The sequence below is a fragment of the Ornithinimicrobium carbonis genome, assembly GCF_977012275.1.
In genome coordinates this window covers 3,444,849-3,461,466 of the sequence record NZ_OZ348993.1, presented here as the reverse complement: position 1 = coordinate 3,461,466, position 16,618 = coordinate 3,444,849, and the positions used below count along the sequence as shown (strand labels likewise).

General features: G+C 73.3%; 14 protein-coding genes and 2 pseudogenes. 12 read left to right on the top strand and 4 right to left on the bottom strand.

The window, feature by feature from the left end:
- On the bottom strand, nt 1-1,074 hold the full coding sequence (locus tag ACWHYA_RS15885; RefSeq protein ID WP_425941025.1) for an NAD(P)-binding domain-containing protein: 1,074 nt from the start codon (nt 1,072-1,074) through the stop codon (nt 1-3).
- Nucleotides 1,071-2,264, bottom strand: a complete 1,194-nt coding sequence (locus ACWHYA_RS15880) for an O-succinylhomoserine sulfhydrylase (protein WP_425940667.1) — start codon at nt 2,262-2,264, stop codon at nt 1,071-1,073. The genes ACWHYA_RS15885 and ACWHYA_RS15880 overlap by 4 nt, the downstream gene beginning before the upstream one ends.
- Before the next feature lie 287 nt (nt 2,265-2,551).
- On the opposite strand from ACWHYA_RS15880, the gene ACWHYA_RS15875 reads away from it, so the two are divergent.
- The 3 genes from ACWHYA_RS15875 (at nt 2,552) to ACWHYA_RS15865 (ending at nt 5,386) form a co-directional block, all read left to right on the top strand.
- Nucleotides 2,552-3,700, top strand: coding sequence for a sugar ABC transporter substrate-binding protein (locus tag ACWHYA_RS15875; RefSeq protein WP_425940669.1), 1,149 nt, complete (start codon nt 2,552-2,554; stop codon nt 3,698-3,700).
- A 118-nt stretch (nt 3,701-3,818) separates the two neighbouring features.
- Nucleotides 3,819-4,649, top strand: a complete 831-nt coding sequence (locus tag ACWHYA_RS15870) for an alpha/beta fold hydrolase (RefSeq protein WP_425940671.1) — start codon at nt 3,819-3,821, stop codon at nt 4,647-4,649.
- The gene (locus ACWHYA_RS15865) at nt 4,649-5,386 is read left to right on the top strand and encodes a maleylpyruvate isomerase family mycothiol-dependent enzyme (RefSeq protein ID WP_425940673.1); all 738 of its coding nucleotides are present in this window, start codon (nt 4,649-4,651) and stop codon (nt 5,384-5,386) included. Before ACWHYA_RS15870 ends, ACWHYA_RS15865 begins: the two co-directional genes overlap by 1 nt.
- A gap of 9 nt (nt 5,387-5,395) precedes the next feature.
- Here the strand turns inward: ACWHYA_RS15865 and ACWHYA_RS15860 are convergent, their stop codons facing one another.
- Nucleotides 5,396-6,130 (bottom strand): flavodoxin family protein, encoded by a 735-nt coding sequence (locus tag ACWHYA_RS15860; protein WP_425940674.1) that lies wholly within the window; start codon nt 6,128-6,130, stop codon nt 5,396-5,398.
- Between the two features lie 166 nt (nt 6,131-6,296).
- On the opposite strand from ACWHYA_RS15860, the gene ACWHYA_RS15855 reads away from it, so the two are divergent.
- Complete coding sequence (locus ACWHYA_RS15855; RefSeq protein WP_425940676.1) at nt 6,297-7,637, top strand: bifunctional alpha/beta hydrolase/OsmC family protein; 1,341 nt, start codon at nt 6,297-6,299, stop codon at nt 7,635-7,637.
- Nucleotides 7,638-7,689: 52 nt separating this feature from the next.
- Complete coding sequence (locus tag ACWHYA_RS15850) at nt 7,690-8,367, top strand: haloacid dehalogenase type II (protein WP_425940678.1); 678 nt, start codon at nt 7,690-7,692, stop codon at nt 8,365-8,367.
- A gap of 33 nt (nt 8,368-8,400) precedes the next feature.
- On the opposite strand, the gene ACWHYA_RS15845 is transcribed toward ACWHYA_RS15850, so the two are convergent.
- Nucleotides 8,401-9,411: an NADP-dependent oxidoreductase gene (locus ACWHYA_RS15845; protein WP_425940680.1), complete on the bottom strand. Its 1,011-nt coding sequence runs from the start codon at nt 9,409-9,411 to the stop codon at nt 8,401-8,403.
- A 119-nt stretch (nt 9,412-9,530) separates the two neighbouring features.
- On the opposite strand from ACWHYA_RS15845, the gene ACWHYA_RS15840 reads away from it, so the two are divergent.
- From ACWHYA_RS15840 to ACWHYA_RS15810, 7 genes and pseudogenes are all read left to right on the top strand, one after another.
- Complete coding sequence (locus ACWHYA_RS15840; RefSeq protein WP_425940682.1) at nt 9,531-10,667, top strand: zinc-binding dehydrogenase; 1,137 nt, start codon at nt 9,531-9,533, stop codon at nt 10,665-10,667.
- Nucleotides 10,668-10,673: 6 nt separating this feature from the next.
- On the top strand, nt 10,674-11,444 hold the full coding sequence (locus ACWHYA_RS15835; protein ID WP_425940684.1) for a maleylpyruvate isomerase N-terminal domain-containing protein: 771 nt from the start codon (nt 10,674-10,676) through the stop codon (nt 11,442-11,444).
- A 159-nt stretch (nt 11,445-11,603) separates the two neighbouring features.
- A pseudogene (locus tag ACWHYA_RS15830) lies at nt 11,604-12,386 on the top strand (FG-GAP repeat domain-containing protein); the annotation flags it as partial.
- Between the two features lie 243 nt (nt 12,387-12,629).
- Nucleotides 12,630-12,821: pseudogene (locus tag ACWHYA_RS15825) on the top strand (thrombospondin type 3 repeat-containing protein); the annotation flags it as partial.
- A 141-nt stretch (nt 12,822-12,962) separates the two neighbouring features.
- Nucleotides 12,963-14,633, top strand: a complete 1,671-nt coding sequence (locus ACWHYA_RS15820; RefSeq protein WP_448095649.1) for an FIMAH domain-containing protein — start codon at nt 12,963-12,965, stop codon at nt 14,631-14,633.
- Between the two features lie 101 nt (nt 14,634-14,734).
- A complete protein-coding gene (locus ACWHYA_RS15815) occupies nt 14,735-15,694 on the top strand; it encodes a SulP family inorganic anion transporter (RefSeq protein ID WP_425940686.1) in 960 nt (319 codons plus the stop codon).
- Nucleotides 15,592-16,578 carry a SulP family inorganic anion transporter gene (locus ACWHYA_RS15810; protein WP_448095648.1) on the top strand — a complete coding sequence of 329 codons (987 nt, stop codon included), beginning with the start codon at nt 15,592-15,594 and terminating at the stop codon, nt 16,576-16,578. Before ACWHYA_RS15815 ends, ACWHYA_RS15810 begins: the two co-directional genes overlap by 103 nt.
- The last annotated feature ends 40 nt before the right edge of the window (nt 16,579-16,618 follow it).

Sequence of the window (16,618 nt, the reverse complement as noted above, 5' to 3'; positions counted from 1 at the left end):
TCAGGGTATGCCGAGCTCCCTCACCAGGGCGGTGACCGCCGCGCGCCCGGCCCGGTTCGCCCCGATCGTGGAGGACGAGGGCCCGTAGCCGACGAGGTGCACACGGGGCTCGTCGGCCACCTGCGTCCCCTCCATCCGGATGCCGCCGCCGTGGCCCCGCAGACCGAGCGGAGCCAGGTGGTCGAGCGCCGCACGGAACCCGGTCGCCCAGAGGAGGACGTCCACCTCCAGCACCCGTCCGTCGACCAGGCGGACGCCCTCGGGGACGATCTCGGTGAACATCGGCCGCCGGTCCAGGGCGCCCCGCTCCTCCGCCGCCCGCAGCGAGGCCGTGCGCAGCAGGCCGGTCACCGAGACCACGCTCTGCGGGGGCAGCCCCTGGCGGACCCGTTCCTCGACCATCGCCACGGCCCGCCGGCCCGCGTCCGCGTCGAAGTCGTCCTCGCGCCAGACCGGCTCCGTGCGGGTGAACCAGCTGGTGGCCGTCACCCGGGAGATCTCGTCGAGCAGCTGCACGGCCGAGATCCCGCCGCCGACGACGGCGACGTGCTGGCCGCGGAACTCCTCGGCAGCGACGTAGTCGGCCACGTGCAGCTGACGTCCGGCGAACGTCTCCTGCCCGGCGTAGATCGGCCAGAACGGCTTGCGCCAGGTGCCGGTGGCGTTGACGACCGCCCGGACCGAGAACGCCCCGGCCGAGGTCTCCACCCGCAGGCGGCCGCGGGGGTCGTCGTCCTCGCGGACCACCCGCCGGACCTTCACGGGCCGCTCCACCGCCAGCTCCAGCTCCTCCTCGTAGCGCCCGAAGTAGTGCACGAGGAACTCCGAGCTCGGCGCGCACGGGTCCGCCTCCGGCACCGGCATCCCCGGCAGCTGGGCGATCCCGTTGACCGTCGCCATCCGCAGGGAGCGCCACCGGTGCCGCCACGCGCCGCCCGGCCCCTCCTCGCCGTCGAGGACGAGGTAGGTGGCGGGGCCCTGCGCGGCGAACCCGCGCCGTCGCAGGTGGTACGCCGTCGACAGGCCGGCCTGCCCGGCGCCGAGGACGAGGACGTCGACGCGCCGCACGGTCAGCCGAACGCCGCCGTCAGGCCCCTGGCCACGTCCTCGCGCAGGTCGTCCAGGTCCTCCAGCCCCACCGAGAGACGGACGGTGCCCTCCTGGATCCCGGCCGCGACGCGGGCCTCCTCGGGCAGCCGCCGGTGGGTGGTCGTGGCCGGGTGGGTGGTCAGCGACTTCGCGTCGCCCAGGTTGTTGGAGATGTCCACGACCTGCAGGGCGTTCATGAACCGGAAGGCCTCCGCGCGTCCGCCGTCGAGGGTGAAGGTCACGACGGTGCCCCCGCCGCTCATCTGCCGTCGCGCGAGCCCGTGCTGGGGGTGCGAGGGGAGCCAGGGGTGGAAGACCCGCCGCACCCGGGGGTCGGCCTCCAGCTCCGTCGCCAGGGTCAGCGCGCTCGCGGCCATCCGTTCCACCCGCAGGGTGAGCGTCTCCATACCCTTGAGGGTCACCCACGCGTTGAAGGGGGACAGGGAGGGGCCCGTGTGCCGCACGAGGGTGCGGATCGGTCCGCCGACCAGCTCCGCCGGACCGAGGATGGCCCCGCCCATGACGCGTCCCTGACCGTCGATGTGCTTGGTCGTGGAGTAGACGACCACGTCGGCGCCGTGGTCCAGGGGTCGGGAGAAGACCGGCGTGCCGAAGACGTTGTCCACGACGACGACCGCCCCGGCCGCGTGCGCCAGCTCGCTCACCGCCGCGATGTCGACGAGCTCCTGGGTGGGGTTGGAGGGGGTCTCGAAGAACACCGCGGTCGCCGGGGTGGACAGCGCCCGGGCCCACTGGTCCAGGTCGGTGCCGTCGACGAAGGTGGACTCCACGCCCCAGCGCCGCAGGACCTCGTCGACGACCACGAAGCAGGAGCCGAAGAGCGCCCGGGCCGCGACGATCCGGTCGCCCTGCGCGCACAGGCCGCCGAGCGTGGTGAACACCGCCGACATGCCCGAGGCGGTCGCCTGGCAGGCCTCGGCGCCGTGCAGCAGCCGCAGCCGCTCCTCGAGCATGGCCACCGTGGGGTTGCCGTAGCGGGAGTAGACGAAGCGCTCGATCTCCTCGCCGAACGCCGCGTCGGCCTCCTCGGCGCTGGAGTAGACGTAGCCGGAGGTCGGGTAGAGCGCCTCGGCGGTCTCGTCGAAGCCGCTGCGCATCAGCCCGCCGCGGACGGCCAGGGTGTCTGATCTCCAGGCGGCGGGGGGCTGCTCCATGGGGAGCCAATCTAGGGCGGGCGGGGGGAGGACGAAGAATCCTCGGTATGCCGTCGCGCGCCCGGTGCGCTCGTGATCTTCGCAGGTCGGTGGGCCGGGGGAGGCAGAGCGCGGGTGGCTGGGTCGAGGGCCGCACCATGGTCGGGAGGAGGGGTGGCAGGACGAATTTTCGGTCGGGGCGGATGCCTTTCGATCTCCCTGTGAGCGAACTCACCCTGCGACGGCCCCGCTCACCCTGACGAGGAGGTGGCGGCGGGAGGACGCTGGAAGCAGGAAGGAGAAGGGCCATGAGGACGTCGCTGTGGACCGGTCCGGGAGCGGTGGCCGTGGTGGCCCTGCTGGCGCTGGGAGGATGCGGGGCGCAGAACGGGGACGGTCCGGAGGGGCAGGACGCCACCGGCGCGACCGCCGACCGCACCGTGGACCCGGCGGCCGGAAGGGCGCAGGCCGTGGTCGACCGGGCGACGGAGATGGCCGTGGAGGAGTTCGTCCCACCCGGACCCCCCGTGGCGGGAGTGGACGATCTCGAGGGTGGAACGGTCCACTACGTGCCTGCGTCGTCGAAGGTGGGCACCTTTCTGGCCGTCCGGGACGGCATGGCGCAGGCGCTGGGCCACGCCGGGGTGACGGTGGAGACCTGCGACGGCACGGGCGACCCGGTGGTGATGGCCGCCTGCGTCACCGCGGCCGTCGAGGCCGACGTCGACGTCATCGTCACCGGTGCCGTGCCCGAGGACCGGATCGCGACGGCGCTGGTCCACGCCTCCCGTGCAGAGATCCCCGTGCTGTTCACCCAGACCGCGCCGACGGGCCGCGGGTATCCGGCCGAGGTCGGCTACCTCAGTCCCGACCATGCCGAGCAGCAGGGCTGGCTCGCCGAGTGGGTCGTGGCCGACTCCGGCGGGACGGGGTCCGTGCTCGTGGTCCAGCTCATCGACACCCCCGCGATGCAGGCGTGGGTCCAGGACGGGGCGCTCCCCGTCTACGCGGCGTGCCCCGGATGCACGACGAGCCTGCTGGAGGTCACGACCGGCCGGCTCGGCGAGCTGCCCGCACTGGTCGAGGAGGCGCTGGCCCGCTCGCCGGCAACCCGTTACGTCCACGTCACCATGGACGTCGCTGTGGACGCCGCCGTGCAGGGGATCGAGGCGACCGGGCGCACGGACGTCCTCGTCGTCAGCCAGGACGGCACGCCGGAGGTGCTGGAGCAGGTGACGCCCGACGGGCCGGTCGGTGCCGTGGCCGGTTTCGACCACACCGCCATGGGCTGGTACGCCGCCGACCAGGTGCTGCGCCTGATGACCGGAGGCGAGTCCGTGAGGGAGGTCGACTTTCCCTACTCGCGGCTGATCACCGCCGAGAACGCGTCGGAGGGCTACGGCGACATGTCCTACGAGGAGGGCTTCCTGCAGCTGTGGGGACTGGACGAAGACTGACCGACCGCGCGTCATCCCACGGTCGGACGGGTGGCCCCTGCACGGCTGGTCCGTGGGAACCTGTCCTCATGACCGGGAGGCACGAAGACACGGGTGACCGCAGGACGGACGGACGGCGATGAACGGACCGGTGCTGCGGGGACACTGGCTGACGCCGGACGGCGGACGGCCGCTGCTGGTCGTCGGGCCGTCGCTGGGCACCGGGGTGGTCGCCCTGTGGCAGGAGTGCGCCCGGCACCTGGCGACCCTGGCCGAGGTGGACGTCCTCGGGTGGGACCTGCCGGGGCACGGGGACGGGGATCCCTGCCCCGACGCGTTCACCGTGGAGGACCTCGGCCGCGCGGTGGTCGCCCTGGTGGACGAGGTCCGGCCCCGGGAGACCTTCGCCCACGCCGGCGTGAGCGTCGGCGGGGTCGTCGGGCTGGCGCTGGCGACGGGCCGGTCGGGTGCGGCCGCGCGGGTGCTCGGGAGCGCGGTGCTGTGCTCCGGGGCGAAGGTCGGTACCGCCGAGGGATGGCACGAGCGGGCCTCGACGGTCCGTCGCGACGGGACGGCCAGCATGGTCGAGGGTTCGACCCAGCGGTGGTTCGCGCCCGGGTTCCTCGAGCGGGAGGCCGGCACCGCGGCGGCGCTGCTCGCAGGCCTGGAGCGGGCGGACGACGAGTCCTACGCCCGGGTGTGCGAGGCGCTCGCGCAGGCCGACCTGCGGCCCTTCCTGGCGGACGTGAGGATGCCGGTGCTGGTCCTCGGCGGACGCCACGACCAGGTGGTGCCGCCCGCGACGCAGGAACAGCTGGCCGCGGCCCTCCCGGGGGCGTCCGTCGTCATCGCGGAGGGGTCGGCCCACCTGGCCCCCGCCGAGCAGCCGCTCGAGGTCGCCGAGGTGCTGGCCGGGTGGCTCGACCAGGTCGTGCGGCCGGACTCCCCGGCCGAGGAGGGAAGGTTCTGATGGCACCACCGCTGACCCGCTCGCTCGCGTGGGCGGACGAGGGCACCGCGATCTTCGGACGGGCGCTGGCCGGGCTGTCCGGCGAGGAGCTCGACGGACCCTCGTCGCTCCAGGGATGGACCAGGCGCCACGTCGTCGCCCACGTGGCGGCCAACGCCGAGGCCCTGCGCAACCTCGTCACCTGGGCCCGCACCGGCGTGGAGACGCCGATGTACGCCTCCATGGACCAGCGCAACGCCGACATCGACGAGGGAGCGCTGAAACCGCCGGTCGAGCTGAGGGAGTGGTTCGCCTCCACCGCGCGGGACCTGCGCGCCGACCTCGACGCGCTGACCGACGAGCAGTGGGAGAGCCCGGTGCGCACGGCTCAGGGGCGCACCATCGAGGCGACCGAGGTGCCCTGGATGAGGGCCCGGGAGGTGATGATCCATGCCGCCGACCTGGGGGCCGGGGTGTCCTTCGCCGACCTGCCCGAGGGCTTCCTGCACGACCTGGTGGACGACGTCGTCGCCCAGCGCACGGCTGCCGTCGGCTCGGCCGACCACCCCGCCCTCTGGCTCCACGACGAGGTCGGGGAGCGCACGTGGCGCATCGGCGAGCCGACCGAGAGCCCTGCTGCGCCCGAGGTGCGGGGGACGGCGGCCCAGCTGGCGGCATACCTCACGGGTCGGGACGCGGACGGGGCGCCGGGGACGGTCGGCGGCGGTCCCGCCCCGGCCCTGCCGCGCTGGTTGTAGCCGGACGCGTCAGGACCCGCTGCTGACCGCCTCCGGGTCGGCGTAGCCGAACAGCTCGCCGTCCTGCAGGGCGTTGCGGTCGTTGCCGTAGGACGGCAGCCCGCCGGAGCGGCGCAGCAGGTCGGCGGTGTGCATGAGGTTCCAGGACATGATCGTGGCGTTCTTCCTGGTGAAGTCGCTGTCGAAGCCGACCGGCACGTCGCCCTCGCGCGGGTCTGCGTAGGAGGGTCCGGGTCCGATCTCGCCGATCCAGCCGACGTCGGCCTGCGGCGGGATGACCAGGCCCAGGTGCTGCAGGGCGAAGAGCAGGGACATCGAGGTGTGCTTGACGCCGTCCTCGTTGCCGGTGATGACCGCGCCGCCGACCTTGCCGTAGTAGATCGACTGGCCGGCGTCGTTGAGCTGCCCGGACATGGCGTAGAGCCGCTCGACGACCCGGCGGCAGACCGAGGACTCCTCGCCCAGCCACAGCGGGGTGCCCAGCACGAGGATGTCGGCGGCCTGGACGCGGGGCCACAGCTCGGGCCACGCGTCCTCCTCCCACCCCTGCTCGCGCATGTCGGGCTGCACGCCGGGGGCGATGTCGTGGCTGACCGCGTGCAGGCGGTCCACCGTGACGCCGGCGCCGCTCATCAGGTGGTCGACCACGTCGAGCAGGCGGCCGGTGTGCGAGCGGACGGGGTCGGGGGTCAGGGAACAGTTGACGAGCAGGGCGGTCAGGTCCTCGTAACGGGGTGCGTCCATGGGTGGCTCCTCGGTGCGACGGGGTGGTCGGGGCTGGCTGGTCCCACCAGCCTGCCACCACCGGCCGCTCCGTGGGCGGTGGCGGTGACCCCCTCGCGGCACGGACCGTGGCGGCGTGCCAGGGTGGACGCAGCCAGGACGAGGATGACCACCGTGGAGGTATGACGTGCAGCAGGAGCAGCAGGCCGTCCGGGACGGGGACCGGACCACCGTGCGGGACGTGACCTTCCCCGGGGCCACCGGGGCCGACCTGTCGGCCACCCTCGAGCTGCCGGACGGGCGACCGCGCGGCTACGCGATCATGGCGCACTGCTTCACCTGCAGCAGCGACGCGCACGCCACCACCCGCATCTCCCAGCAGCTGGCCGGACGCGGGTATGCCGTCCTGCGCTTCGACTTCACCGGCCTGGGGGACTCGGGGGGCGACTTCGCCGAGACCACCTTCACCACCAACGTGGAGGACCTGGTGGCCGCCGCCCGGTGGATGGGACGCGAGTGGGGGCAGGTCGGGCTGCTCGTGGGCCACTCGTTCGGGGGTCCGGCCGTGGTCGCGGCCGCGGGGCAGATCGACAGCGTCCGTGCGGTGAGCACGATCGGGGCGCCGGCCTCGCCCGAGCACGTGCAGCACCTGCTGGCCGACGCCCGGCCCAGCGAGCAGGGCGAGGACCGGCTGCGGGTCGACATCGGCGGGCGGCCCTTCGTCATCGGTCGGCAGTTCCTCCACGACATCTCCGAGCAGTCGCAGACGGAACGGCTCAGGACCCTGGACGCGGCGATTCTCGTGCTCCACTCGCCGCAGGACCAGGTCGTCGGCATCGAGGAGGCGGCAACGATCTTCGCCGCGGCCGGTCACCCGCGGTCCTTCGTCTCCCTGGACGGGGCCGACCACCTCCTCTCGGACCCGGCCGACGCGGAGTTCGCCGCCGGGATCGTGGCCGCCTGGGCCGGTCGCTACCTGCCCGACCCGGTCACGGCCGCCGCGGACGTCACCGGCGGGCAGGACGAGGCGGCGCCCCGGGAAGAGGCGGCGCAGGCGGTGGCCACGGCCCAGGTGACGCAGCCCGTCCTCGAGGGGGTGCGGGTGAGCGAGCGGGCCGCCGACGCCGGCTACGCGCACACCGCGGAGGCGGGAGGGCACACCTGGGTCCTGGACGAGCCGACCGCCGCCGGAGGCGACGACGACGGACCGGACCCCTACCAGGTGCTGCTGTCGGCTCTGGGCGCGTGCACCTCGATGACGATGCGGATGTATGCCCGCCGCAAGGGCTGGGACTACGGGACCACGACGGTCACGGTGCGGCACAGCAGGATCCACGCCAGGGACTGCCAGGAGTGCGAGACCACCGAGGGACGTCTGGAGCGGATCGACCGCTCCATCGCCGTGGATCCCGCGCTGTCGGAGGAGCAGCGGGAGGCCCTGCTGCGGATCGCCGACAAGTGCCCGGTCCACCGCACCCTGACCGGCACCGTGGAGATCTTCACCGAGCTGGAGCCGGAGGACGCCTGAGCGAGGTCGGTGGTGCCGCCGCACGTCGGGAGCGGCAGGGTAGCGTCCTGGGATGGACCGACGCCCCGACCTCATCGTGTTCGACGTCAACGAGACGCTCTCGGACATGAGCCCGATGGGGGAGCGGTTCGCCGCCGTCGGTGCGCCCGAGCACCTGGCGAGGACGTGGTTCGCCGCGCTGCTGCGGGACGGCTTCGCCCTCACCGCTACCGGGTCCAACCCGTCCTTCGCCGACGTCGGCAAGGACGTCCTGGGCGGCGTGCTGGCCCCGCACATGGACGACGTGGAGCCGGCCGTCGAGCACGTGATGGCCGGGTTCGGCCAGCTCGGCGTGCACCCGGACGTGGTCGAGGGCGTGCGGGGACTGCTCGACCTGGGAATCCCGCTCGTGACCCTGAGCAACGGCTCCACCGCGGTCGCCCGGGGGCTGTTCGAGCGCCACGGGCTGACGGACGCCTTCGACCGGCTGCTGTCGGTGGAGGACGCGCCACGGTGGAAGCCCGCGCCGCAGGCCTACGCCTACGCCCTTGACGTCTGCGGGGTGGACGCGGCCGACGCCATGCTGGTGGCCGTCCACCCGTGGGACGTCCACGGCGCCCACGAGGCGGGTCTGGCGACGGCGTGGATCGACCGCAGCGGCACGGCATACCCCGCCCACTTCGCCCGTCCCGACGTCGAGGTGGCCTCGCTGGTCGAGCTGGCGTCCGTGCTGGGAAGCTCCCCGGCGTAGCCTCCGTCGCCGGTGCGCCACGCACCGTGCGGTTCAGGGCAGCCGGACGACGAGCTTTCCCTCGTTGCTGCCCTCGTAGAGCATCGCGATCGCGCCGGGCGCGTGCTCGAGCCCGTCGAGGACGTGCTCGCGGTGGGCCAGCCGGCCGGAGCGGACGAGGTCCGCCAGCTCGCCGACCGCCTCCTCCAGGACGTCGAGGTGGTCGAAGGCCAGGAAGCCCTCGATGCGGGCGCGGCGGGTGAGGACGATGCGTTCGACGCGGGGGCCGGTGGGCCAGGGGTCCCAGGAGGTGATGGCCGCGGTCCCGCAGACGAGCACCGAGGAGCGGGGTGCCAGCCGGGCCAGGACCGCGTCGGTGATCGGTCCTGAGGTGTTGTCGAAGTAGTGGTCGACCCCCTCGGGCGTGGCGGCCGCCAGCTGCTCCTGGAAGTCGGCGGCGCGGTAGTCGATCCCGACGTCGTAGCCGAACTCCTCCACGCAGCGGGCGGCCTTCCCGGGGCCGCCGGCGATGCCGACGGTGCGGCAGCCCATCCTCGAGGCGAGCTGGCCGACGATCGACCCCACGGCGCCGGCGGCGGTGGAGACCACGACCGTGGACCCGGCCCGGGGGCGCAGGACCCGGTGGACACCGGCCCAGGCGGTGAGCCCGTTCAGCCCCAGGACGCCGAGGGCGAGCGAGTGCGGCAGGTCGTCGTCGACGACGGTCAGCCACACGGCGGTGGCGTCGACCACCGCGTGCTCCTGCCAGCCGAACATCCCCATGACCACGTCGCCGACCTGGTGGGCAGGGTGCCGGGAGGCCAGGACCTCGCCGACCGCGAGGGAGCGCATCACCTCACCGATCCCCACCGGCTCGGCGTAGTTGGCCACCGCGCTGACCCAACCGCGCATCGCCGGGTCGACCGAGAGGTACTCGGTGCGCACGAGCAGCTGACCCTCGGCCAGGTCCGGCACCGGTGTCTCGCGGATCTCGAAGTGCTCGGCCCGGGGGACGTCGTCCGGCCGGGACAGCAGCACGACCTGCCGGGTGGTTGCGGGGTCCATCCGCCCAGTCTCCCCGGTCCGGCGTGGACGCCGTCGGCCGCCACCCCACCCGGCCTGGCCGGACCCCCACCCGCACGGCATGATCGGAGGCGTCCGCCACATCGACGAGGGAGACGACGATGACGACGTCCGAGGCACTGCCCACCACGATGCGGGCGGCCGTGTGCCGCGAGGACGGTCACCTGTCCCTGGAGGACCTTCCGGTGCCGCAGCCGCAGCGGGACGAGGTGCTGATCAGGGTCACCGCCTGCGGGGTCTGCCACAGCGACCTGCACGCGCTGGACGGGCACATCGCCTTCCCTCGGCCGGCCGTCCTGGGGCACGAGATCTCCGGGCACGTGGCCGCCCTCGGGCCCGGGGCCGGGCGGGACGGCCTGGCCGTCGGTCGGCCGGTGGTCGGGGCCTTCCTCATGCCCTGCGGCCGCTGCCGCTTCTGCGCGCAGGGACGGGACGACCTGTGCGAACCCTTCTTCGCCGAGAATCGGTTGTCGGGCCACCTGTTCGACGGCACGAGCCGGTTGCGCACCTCGGGCGGTGAGCCGGTCGCGATGTACTCCATGGGCGGGCTGGCCGAGTACGCGGTCGTGCCCGCCACCGCGGTCGCCCCCGTGCCGGAGGGTATGGAGCTCGCGCCCGCCGCGGTCCTGGGGTGCGCCGGGCTGACCGCCTACGGCGCGGTGCGGCGGGCTGCCGACCTGCGCCCGGGGGAGAGCGTCGCGGTCGTCGCCGTCGGCGGGGTGGGGTCGAACGTCGTCCAGCTGGCCCGGGCGTTCGGTGCCTCCGAGGTGGTCGCCGTCGACGTCGACGCGGACAAGCTGGCGGCGGCCACCCGGATGGGGGCCACGGTGACCGTCGACTCGCGCGACCCCGACGCGCGCGAGCAGGTCCTGGCCGCCACCGGCGGTCTGGGGGTGGACGTGGCCTTCGAGGTGCTCGGCCGACCCGAGACGTTCGAGCTGGCGCTGAAGCTTCTGGCGCCCGGTGGCCGGATGGTCCCGGTCGGCCTGGGCCGTGCCGGCCAGGACGCGCCGGTGGAGATCAACCTCATGGTCCGGCGCAGTCTGCGGATCGTGGCCAACTACGGCGCCCGCACCCGCACCGACCTGCCGGCGGTCATCGACCTGGCCGACCGCGGGGTCCTGCGCTACCGCGACGTGGTCACCCGGACCTTCGACCTGGCCGACGTCGACGAGGCCTACGCCGCCCTGCGCGCCGGGGGGATCACCGGCCGGGCCGTGGTGACCATGGGGGGCTGAGGAGGTATGCAGCACCGCAGCGTCGAGGAGCACGTCGCCGGTCTCCTGGCCGCGGCGGGGGAGTTCGAGCACGAGGCGAGCACCGCCGGCCTCGACGCGGCGGTGCCGACCTGCCCCCGCTGGACCGTCCGCGACCTGGTCGCCCACCAGGGGATGGTGCACCGCTGGGCGCGCGCCACCCTGCTGCAGCAGCCGTGCCACCCGCCCGGCTGGAACGCCGAGGGCCACGAGGTGGCCGACCCCGTGGCCTGGCTCGCCGAGGGCGCCGCGGCGCTGGCCACCACGATCGGGGAGGTCGCCGACGACGTCGCGGCCATGGTCTTCCTCCGCGACGCCCCGCCCCCGCGGACGTTCTGGGCCCGGCGCCAGTGCCACGAGACGACGATCCACGCCGTCGACGCGCTCGCCGCCCGGCTGGGCGGGGCTGCGCCTCCGGACGTGGCGGTCTGGATCGACGACGCGGTGGCCCTGGACGGCGTCGATGAGCTGCTCACCGGGTTCGTGACCCGCGGCCGGTCGCGCTTCAGGGGCGCCGGGCCCCTGCGGTTCGTCGTCCGCCCCGACGGGTCCGACCGGTCCTGGACGGTGCGGGTCGCCGACGACGGCGCGGTCACGACCGACCGCGACCGGCCCGCTCGCGACGACGACCCCGTCCTGGCCGGCACACCCCGCGCGCTCTACCTCACCCTCTGGAACCGTGCCGCCCCCGGCGCGGTGAAGGACGACGGCGGCGTGCTCGAGGTCTGGCGCGGGCGGGCCCGGGTGCGCTGGAGCTGAGCGCCGTGGGAATCCCTCACCCACCGGGTCACAGGACGGTCATCCTCAGGTCAGTTCTTGGCAAAGTCCCTGGTCAGGTGCTCGACCTGCCCCGTAGCCTGCACGCGGCAGCACACGAACACCACGCCGCGGTGCGGCGATCACCATCGGGAGAACTCTGTGGTCACGACGTCGTCGTCCCCGCGCGCAGCTGCGGTGCTCAGCGCCCTGCTCGCCCTGCTGGTCACGCCGCTTGTGGCGATCGGCTCGCCCGACGCGGCGCAGGCTGCGCCTTACCCCTGGGAGCACGACACCACGGTGGACCTCCTCCAGCTGCCCGCGAACCACGCGCCGGCACCGGCCGTGGCCGACTGGGACGGGGACGGGAGCGACGACCTCGTCGTCGGGCTGCGGAGTGCAGGTCAGCACGGTGGTGTCGCGGTCGCGCTGCGGGACGAGGACGGAGCCCTGGGACAGCTGTCCTCCGTCTTCGGCTCGGGGACGATCGGAGACCCGTTCGGCTGGACGCTCTACGCCCGTCCTGCGGTGGGCGACGTCGACGGGGACGGAGAGGCCGATCTCGTGGTCGGGACCCAGTACAGCCAGAAGGGTGTCGCCCTGTGTCCGGGGTCCGGTGACGGAGCCGCCCGGGTGCACACGGAGGGCTGCGAGATCCTCGTGACCGAGGACGGTGCCCGGGTGGGTGCCACGACCGGGTCGACGACGGCGTACGTCTCCCCGGAGCTCGTCGATCTGGACGGTGACGGCGACCTGGACCTGCTCATCGGGACCGGCGCCTTGGCGAACGAGAAGGGCGTGCGCCTGTACCGCAACGTCGGAACCAGTGACACCCACGCCTGGGCAGCGCCGGAGTGGCTGGTCCGGTCGGGCACGACCGACGGGCTGGACGGTGAGGCCTACCACGAGCCCACGGTCGTCGACATCGACGACGATGGCCGCCTGGACCTGCTCGTGGCGGGTGGACAGGTCGGTACTGACCGCTCGTTCCGGCTGCACCAGTGTCTGGACTCGTCCACCGCCGGGGCGCCCGTCTACGACTCCTGCACGACCCTGACCCTGCCCGGTCTGGTCAACAACGTCGTCGATGCGACGGACTGGGACGGGGACGGTTACCTCGACCTGGTCCGCGGCTTCCACTCCGGCTGGATCACCAACCCGGTGACCATGCTCCACGGCCAGGCGCCCGACACCGACGGTGACGGCCTGTCCGACTCGCTGGACAACTGCCCATCGGTGCCCAACCCGCCGGACATCCAGCTGGACAAGGAGAACCCGGTTCAGGTGGACCTGGATGGCGACGGCGCAGGGGACGCCTGCGACCCGGACGACGACGACGACGGCGTCGAGGACGCGGTCGACGTCTGCCCGTGGACCGCGGACCCCAGCCAGGAGGACCGCGACGGTGACGACCGCGGCGACGCCTGTGACCCTCGGGACGACCGACGACCGGCGACCGAGGTCGGCTCCTGGGAGCACGAGCAGGCAGACCGGATCGACTGGGGCCGCAGCCCAGCGCTGATGCTGCGGGCGGACGCCATGTCGGTCGGCTATCGGTCCGAGATTGCCCGTGCCCTCACGACCGAGGCGTTGGGCCGCGACCTGGGCTTCTCGCTGGCTCTCATCCCCTGGGACGAACGACGGCTGGACGGGAGCAGCACCCCGGAGTTCCTGGACACGGTGATCGCCGACCCGAACTTCGAGCTGGTCCACCACGGGACCTACCACACCTGCGTCTACACGCCATACCTCGAGGAGCACGGGCCCACGGCCGCCGAGTTCGACTGTGGCATGCCGGTGTCTCAGTCCGTCGCACTCCTGCGCGTGGGGATGGACGCGATCGCGGGCACCGTCGACCTGGCCGCGGCATCACACGCGCTGACCGGGTTCATCCCGCCGACGGACGCCTTCGACGACGCGGCCCAGGAGGCCATCCAGGCGGTCGGCTACTCCTACGTCTCCTCCGCCTGGTACGCAGAGCCGTGGGGCCGGGACGACTTCAACTACGTCGACGAGGCTGGCCTGGCGCACGTGCCCTGGTCGCAGATCGCCTGCGGAAACGGGGCGGCGACCTGGACCAACTGCCAGTCAGGCGCCGAGCAAGGTCTACGGGCGCACAGCGGCGTGGACTGCGACGACGCGGACGTCTGCAGGCCCACCGAGGACGGCAAGGACTACTCCGACTGGGAGCGGCACGCCTCCACCTCCTTGGCCGACCGGTGCCGCGCGGACTTCCAGGAGCACGGCACCTGCCAGGTGCTCTTCGAGCTGACGAGCTACGACGGGAACTTCTCCGAGGGCACCCTGGACCCCAGAGCGTTCGAGGGCTACCAGCGGACGCTGACCGAGCTGCAGGCCCTCCTCGAGGAGACCGGCGGCGTGTCGATGACGCTGGGTGAGTACGCAGCCGCGATGCGGGCGCACGACCCGGACGCGCCCACGGTGACCCTCGACCTGGCGGAGTCCTACTCCTACACGGACGAGGTGACGATCGCGCCGGTCGTCGGGGACGCGCTGTCGGGGGTCTGGTCGACCGAGATCACCTTGGACGACGAGACTCTCGGGGCGGGGACCGTGGTCGACCTGGATAAGCTGACGCTGGGCAAGCACACCGTCGTGGTGCGGGTCGAGGACAAGGCCGGCAACGCCACTCAGGAGGCGTGGACGTTCACCGTCGTCGACGACGTGGCCCCCACGGTCGAGATCACGTCTCCGCAGGCCGGCGAGTACGGGCACCACGAGGTCGTCCCGGTCGTCGTGGAGGTCGACGACGAACGCGGCGACGTGGAGCAGCTGGTGGTCCGGTTGGACGGCGAGGTGTTCGACGCGGACGAGATCGACCTGAGCCAGCTCGGGCTCGGTGAACACACGCTGACGGTCACGGCCATCGACACCTCGGGCAACGAGGGAACCGATTCGGTGACCTTCATCGCCGAGGTGACCCTGGAGTCGCTGCGCGGGTTGGTGGAGCGGTATGCCGACGCAGGCCTGATCGTGCCGGAGGAGGCGGCGACCCTGGTCGCGCGGCTCGCCGTGGTAGAGGCGTCGATGGAGCGGGGCAACCTGCGGGCCGCTGACAACCAGCTCGCCGCTCTGGCCTCGCACGTGGAGGCGCAGACGGGGAAGTCGATCGAGGACGAGGCGGCGGCGGTGCTGCTGACCGACATCGAGGCGTTGCGGGCCGGGCTGTAGAGCCAGGCTCGGGGCCCGGGGCGCCACCCGGGCGGGCGCCACGCGCGAACCGTGGCGCGGGGATCTAGGGTGTGTGCCGACCCCGCGGAAGGAAGCGACTGGTGGAGCAGCATGACCGGCCGGCCATGCAGCGACCCCGTCGGCGTCCCGGGCTGACCAAGGAGTCCTTCCGGCCCAAGACCCTCCGCGCCGACGCCCAGGCAGGGCTGGTGAACGCGGTCGTCTCGGTCCCGGACGGCCTGGCCGCCGGGGCCCTGGCCGGGGTCAACCCGGTCTACGGCCTCTACACCTCGGCCACCTCGGCGATCGCCGGCGGCCTGACGTCGAGCTCGCACATGATGATGATCGCGACCACCTCGGCGGCCTCGCTGGCCGCCGGCCAGGCGGTGGCGTCCTACCCCGCCGAGGACCGGGGGCCGGCGGTGTTCCTCATCTCGCTTCTCACCGGGGTCTTCCTCGCCCTGTTCGCGGTGCTGCGGGTGGGACGGCTGGTGCGCTACGTCTCGCACTCGGTGATGACCGGGTTCCTCTTCGGGGTCTCGGCCGTCCTGGTGCTGGACCAGCTCGCGCCGCTGGTCGGCTACCGACCGGACGGATCCAACGAGCTGCTGCAGTTCGTCGACCTCGTCCGCCACGTGGGCGACTGGGACCTGGTCACGACCGTGGTCGGCCTGGTGGCCCTGGGCATCATGGTCGCGCTGATGTCCACGCGGTTCGAGACGATGGCCACCGTCGTGGCTCTCGTCGTGCCGTCCCTCGCCGTCGTCCTGCTCGGGCTGCCGAGCGTCGAACGCGTCGGTGACGTGGCCGCCATACCCTCCGGCCTGCCCGCGCTCAGCCTGCCCGACCTGTCCCTGCTCTCCGTCGACCTGGTCCTGGCCGCGCTGGCGCTCGCGGGCATCGTGGCGATCCAGGGGGCCGGGTCTCGCAGCAGGTCGAGAACCCCGACGACTCCAGGATCTCCACCACGACCGACATCTTCGCCCAGGGGGCGGGCAACATCGCGGCCGGTCTCTTCTCCGGCATCCCCGCCGGCGGGTCGGTCGGGCAGACCGCGCTGAACGTCTCGGCCGGGGCGCGGAGCCGGTGGGCCAGCGTGCTCAGCGGGGTGTGGATGCTCCTGTTCATCGTGGTCCTGCCGGGCGTGGTGACCCAGGTGCCGATGACGGTGCTGGGTGCCCTCATGGTGATCGCCGGCCTGGCGGCCATCTCCTCCAGGGAGGCCCGCTCGATCTGGTCCGCCGGGCTGCAGGCGCGGCTGACCATCGCCGCCACCTTCTTCGCCACGCTCGTCCTGACCATCCCCATGGCCGTGGCCGCCGGGTTCGTCCTGTCCGTGCTGGTCTACGTGGCGCGCTCGGGTGCCGACGTCCGGCTGGTGGAGCTGCGCACGACCGAGGACGGCGGCCTGGAGGAGCACACCGACCTGCCCGGGCACGTGCCGGACGGATCGGTCCTCGTGCTCGCCGTGCGCGGGTCCATGTTCTTCGCCGGGGCGCGTGCCCTCCAGGAGCAGCTGCCCTCCGCCCGGGGGTCGCGGAACGCCGTGGTCGTGCTGCGGCTGCGCGGGCACGAGGAGATCGGGGCGACGTTCATCGACGTCCTCGACGACTACGCCGACGAGCTGGAGGCCGGGGGCGGCCGGCTCCACCTCACCGGGCTCAGCGAGACAATGGCCCGTCAGCTGCGACTCTCGGCCAAGCTCGACATCGACGAGACGGTGCACCTGGAGCACGCCACCCCCCGGCTGGGGGCGTCGACGGCCGCCGCGATGAGGGAGGCCCGGTCCTGGTTGAGCAGCCGGCGGGACGAGCCGGTCGAGGAGCGCGGGCACGAGCTGCGCCGGCCGCAGGCGCCGGTGCTGCCGGAGGGGGCGCTGCGGGTGACGGAGCGGTCGACCGCGCACGCCGACGACGAGGAGGAGACAGGCGAACGGGGCCCCTGACCGACGGCCTGGCCCCGTTCGCGCCGCATGCGTGTCAACC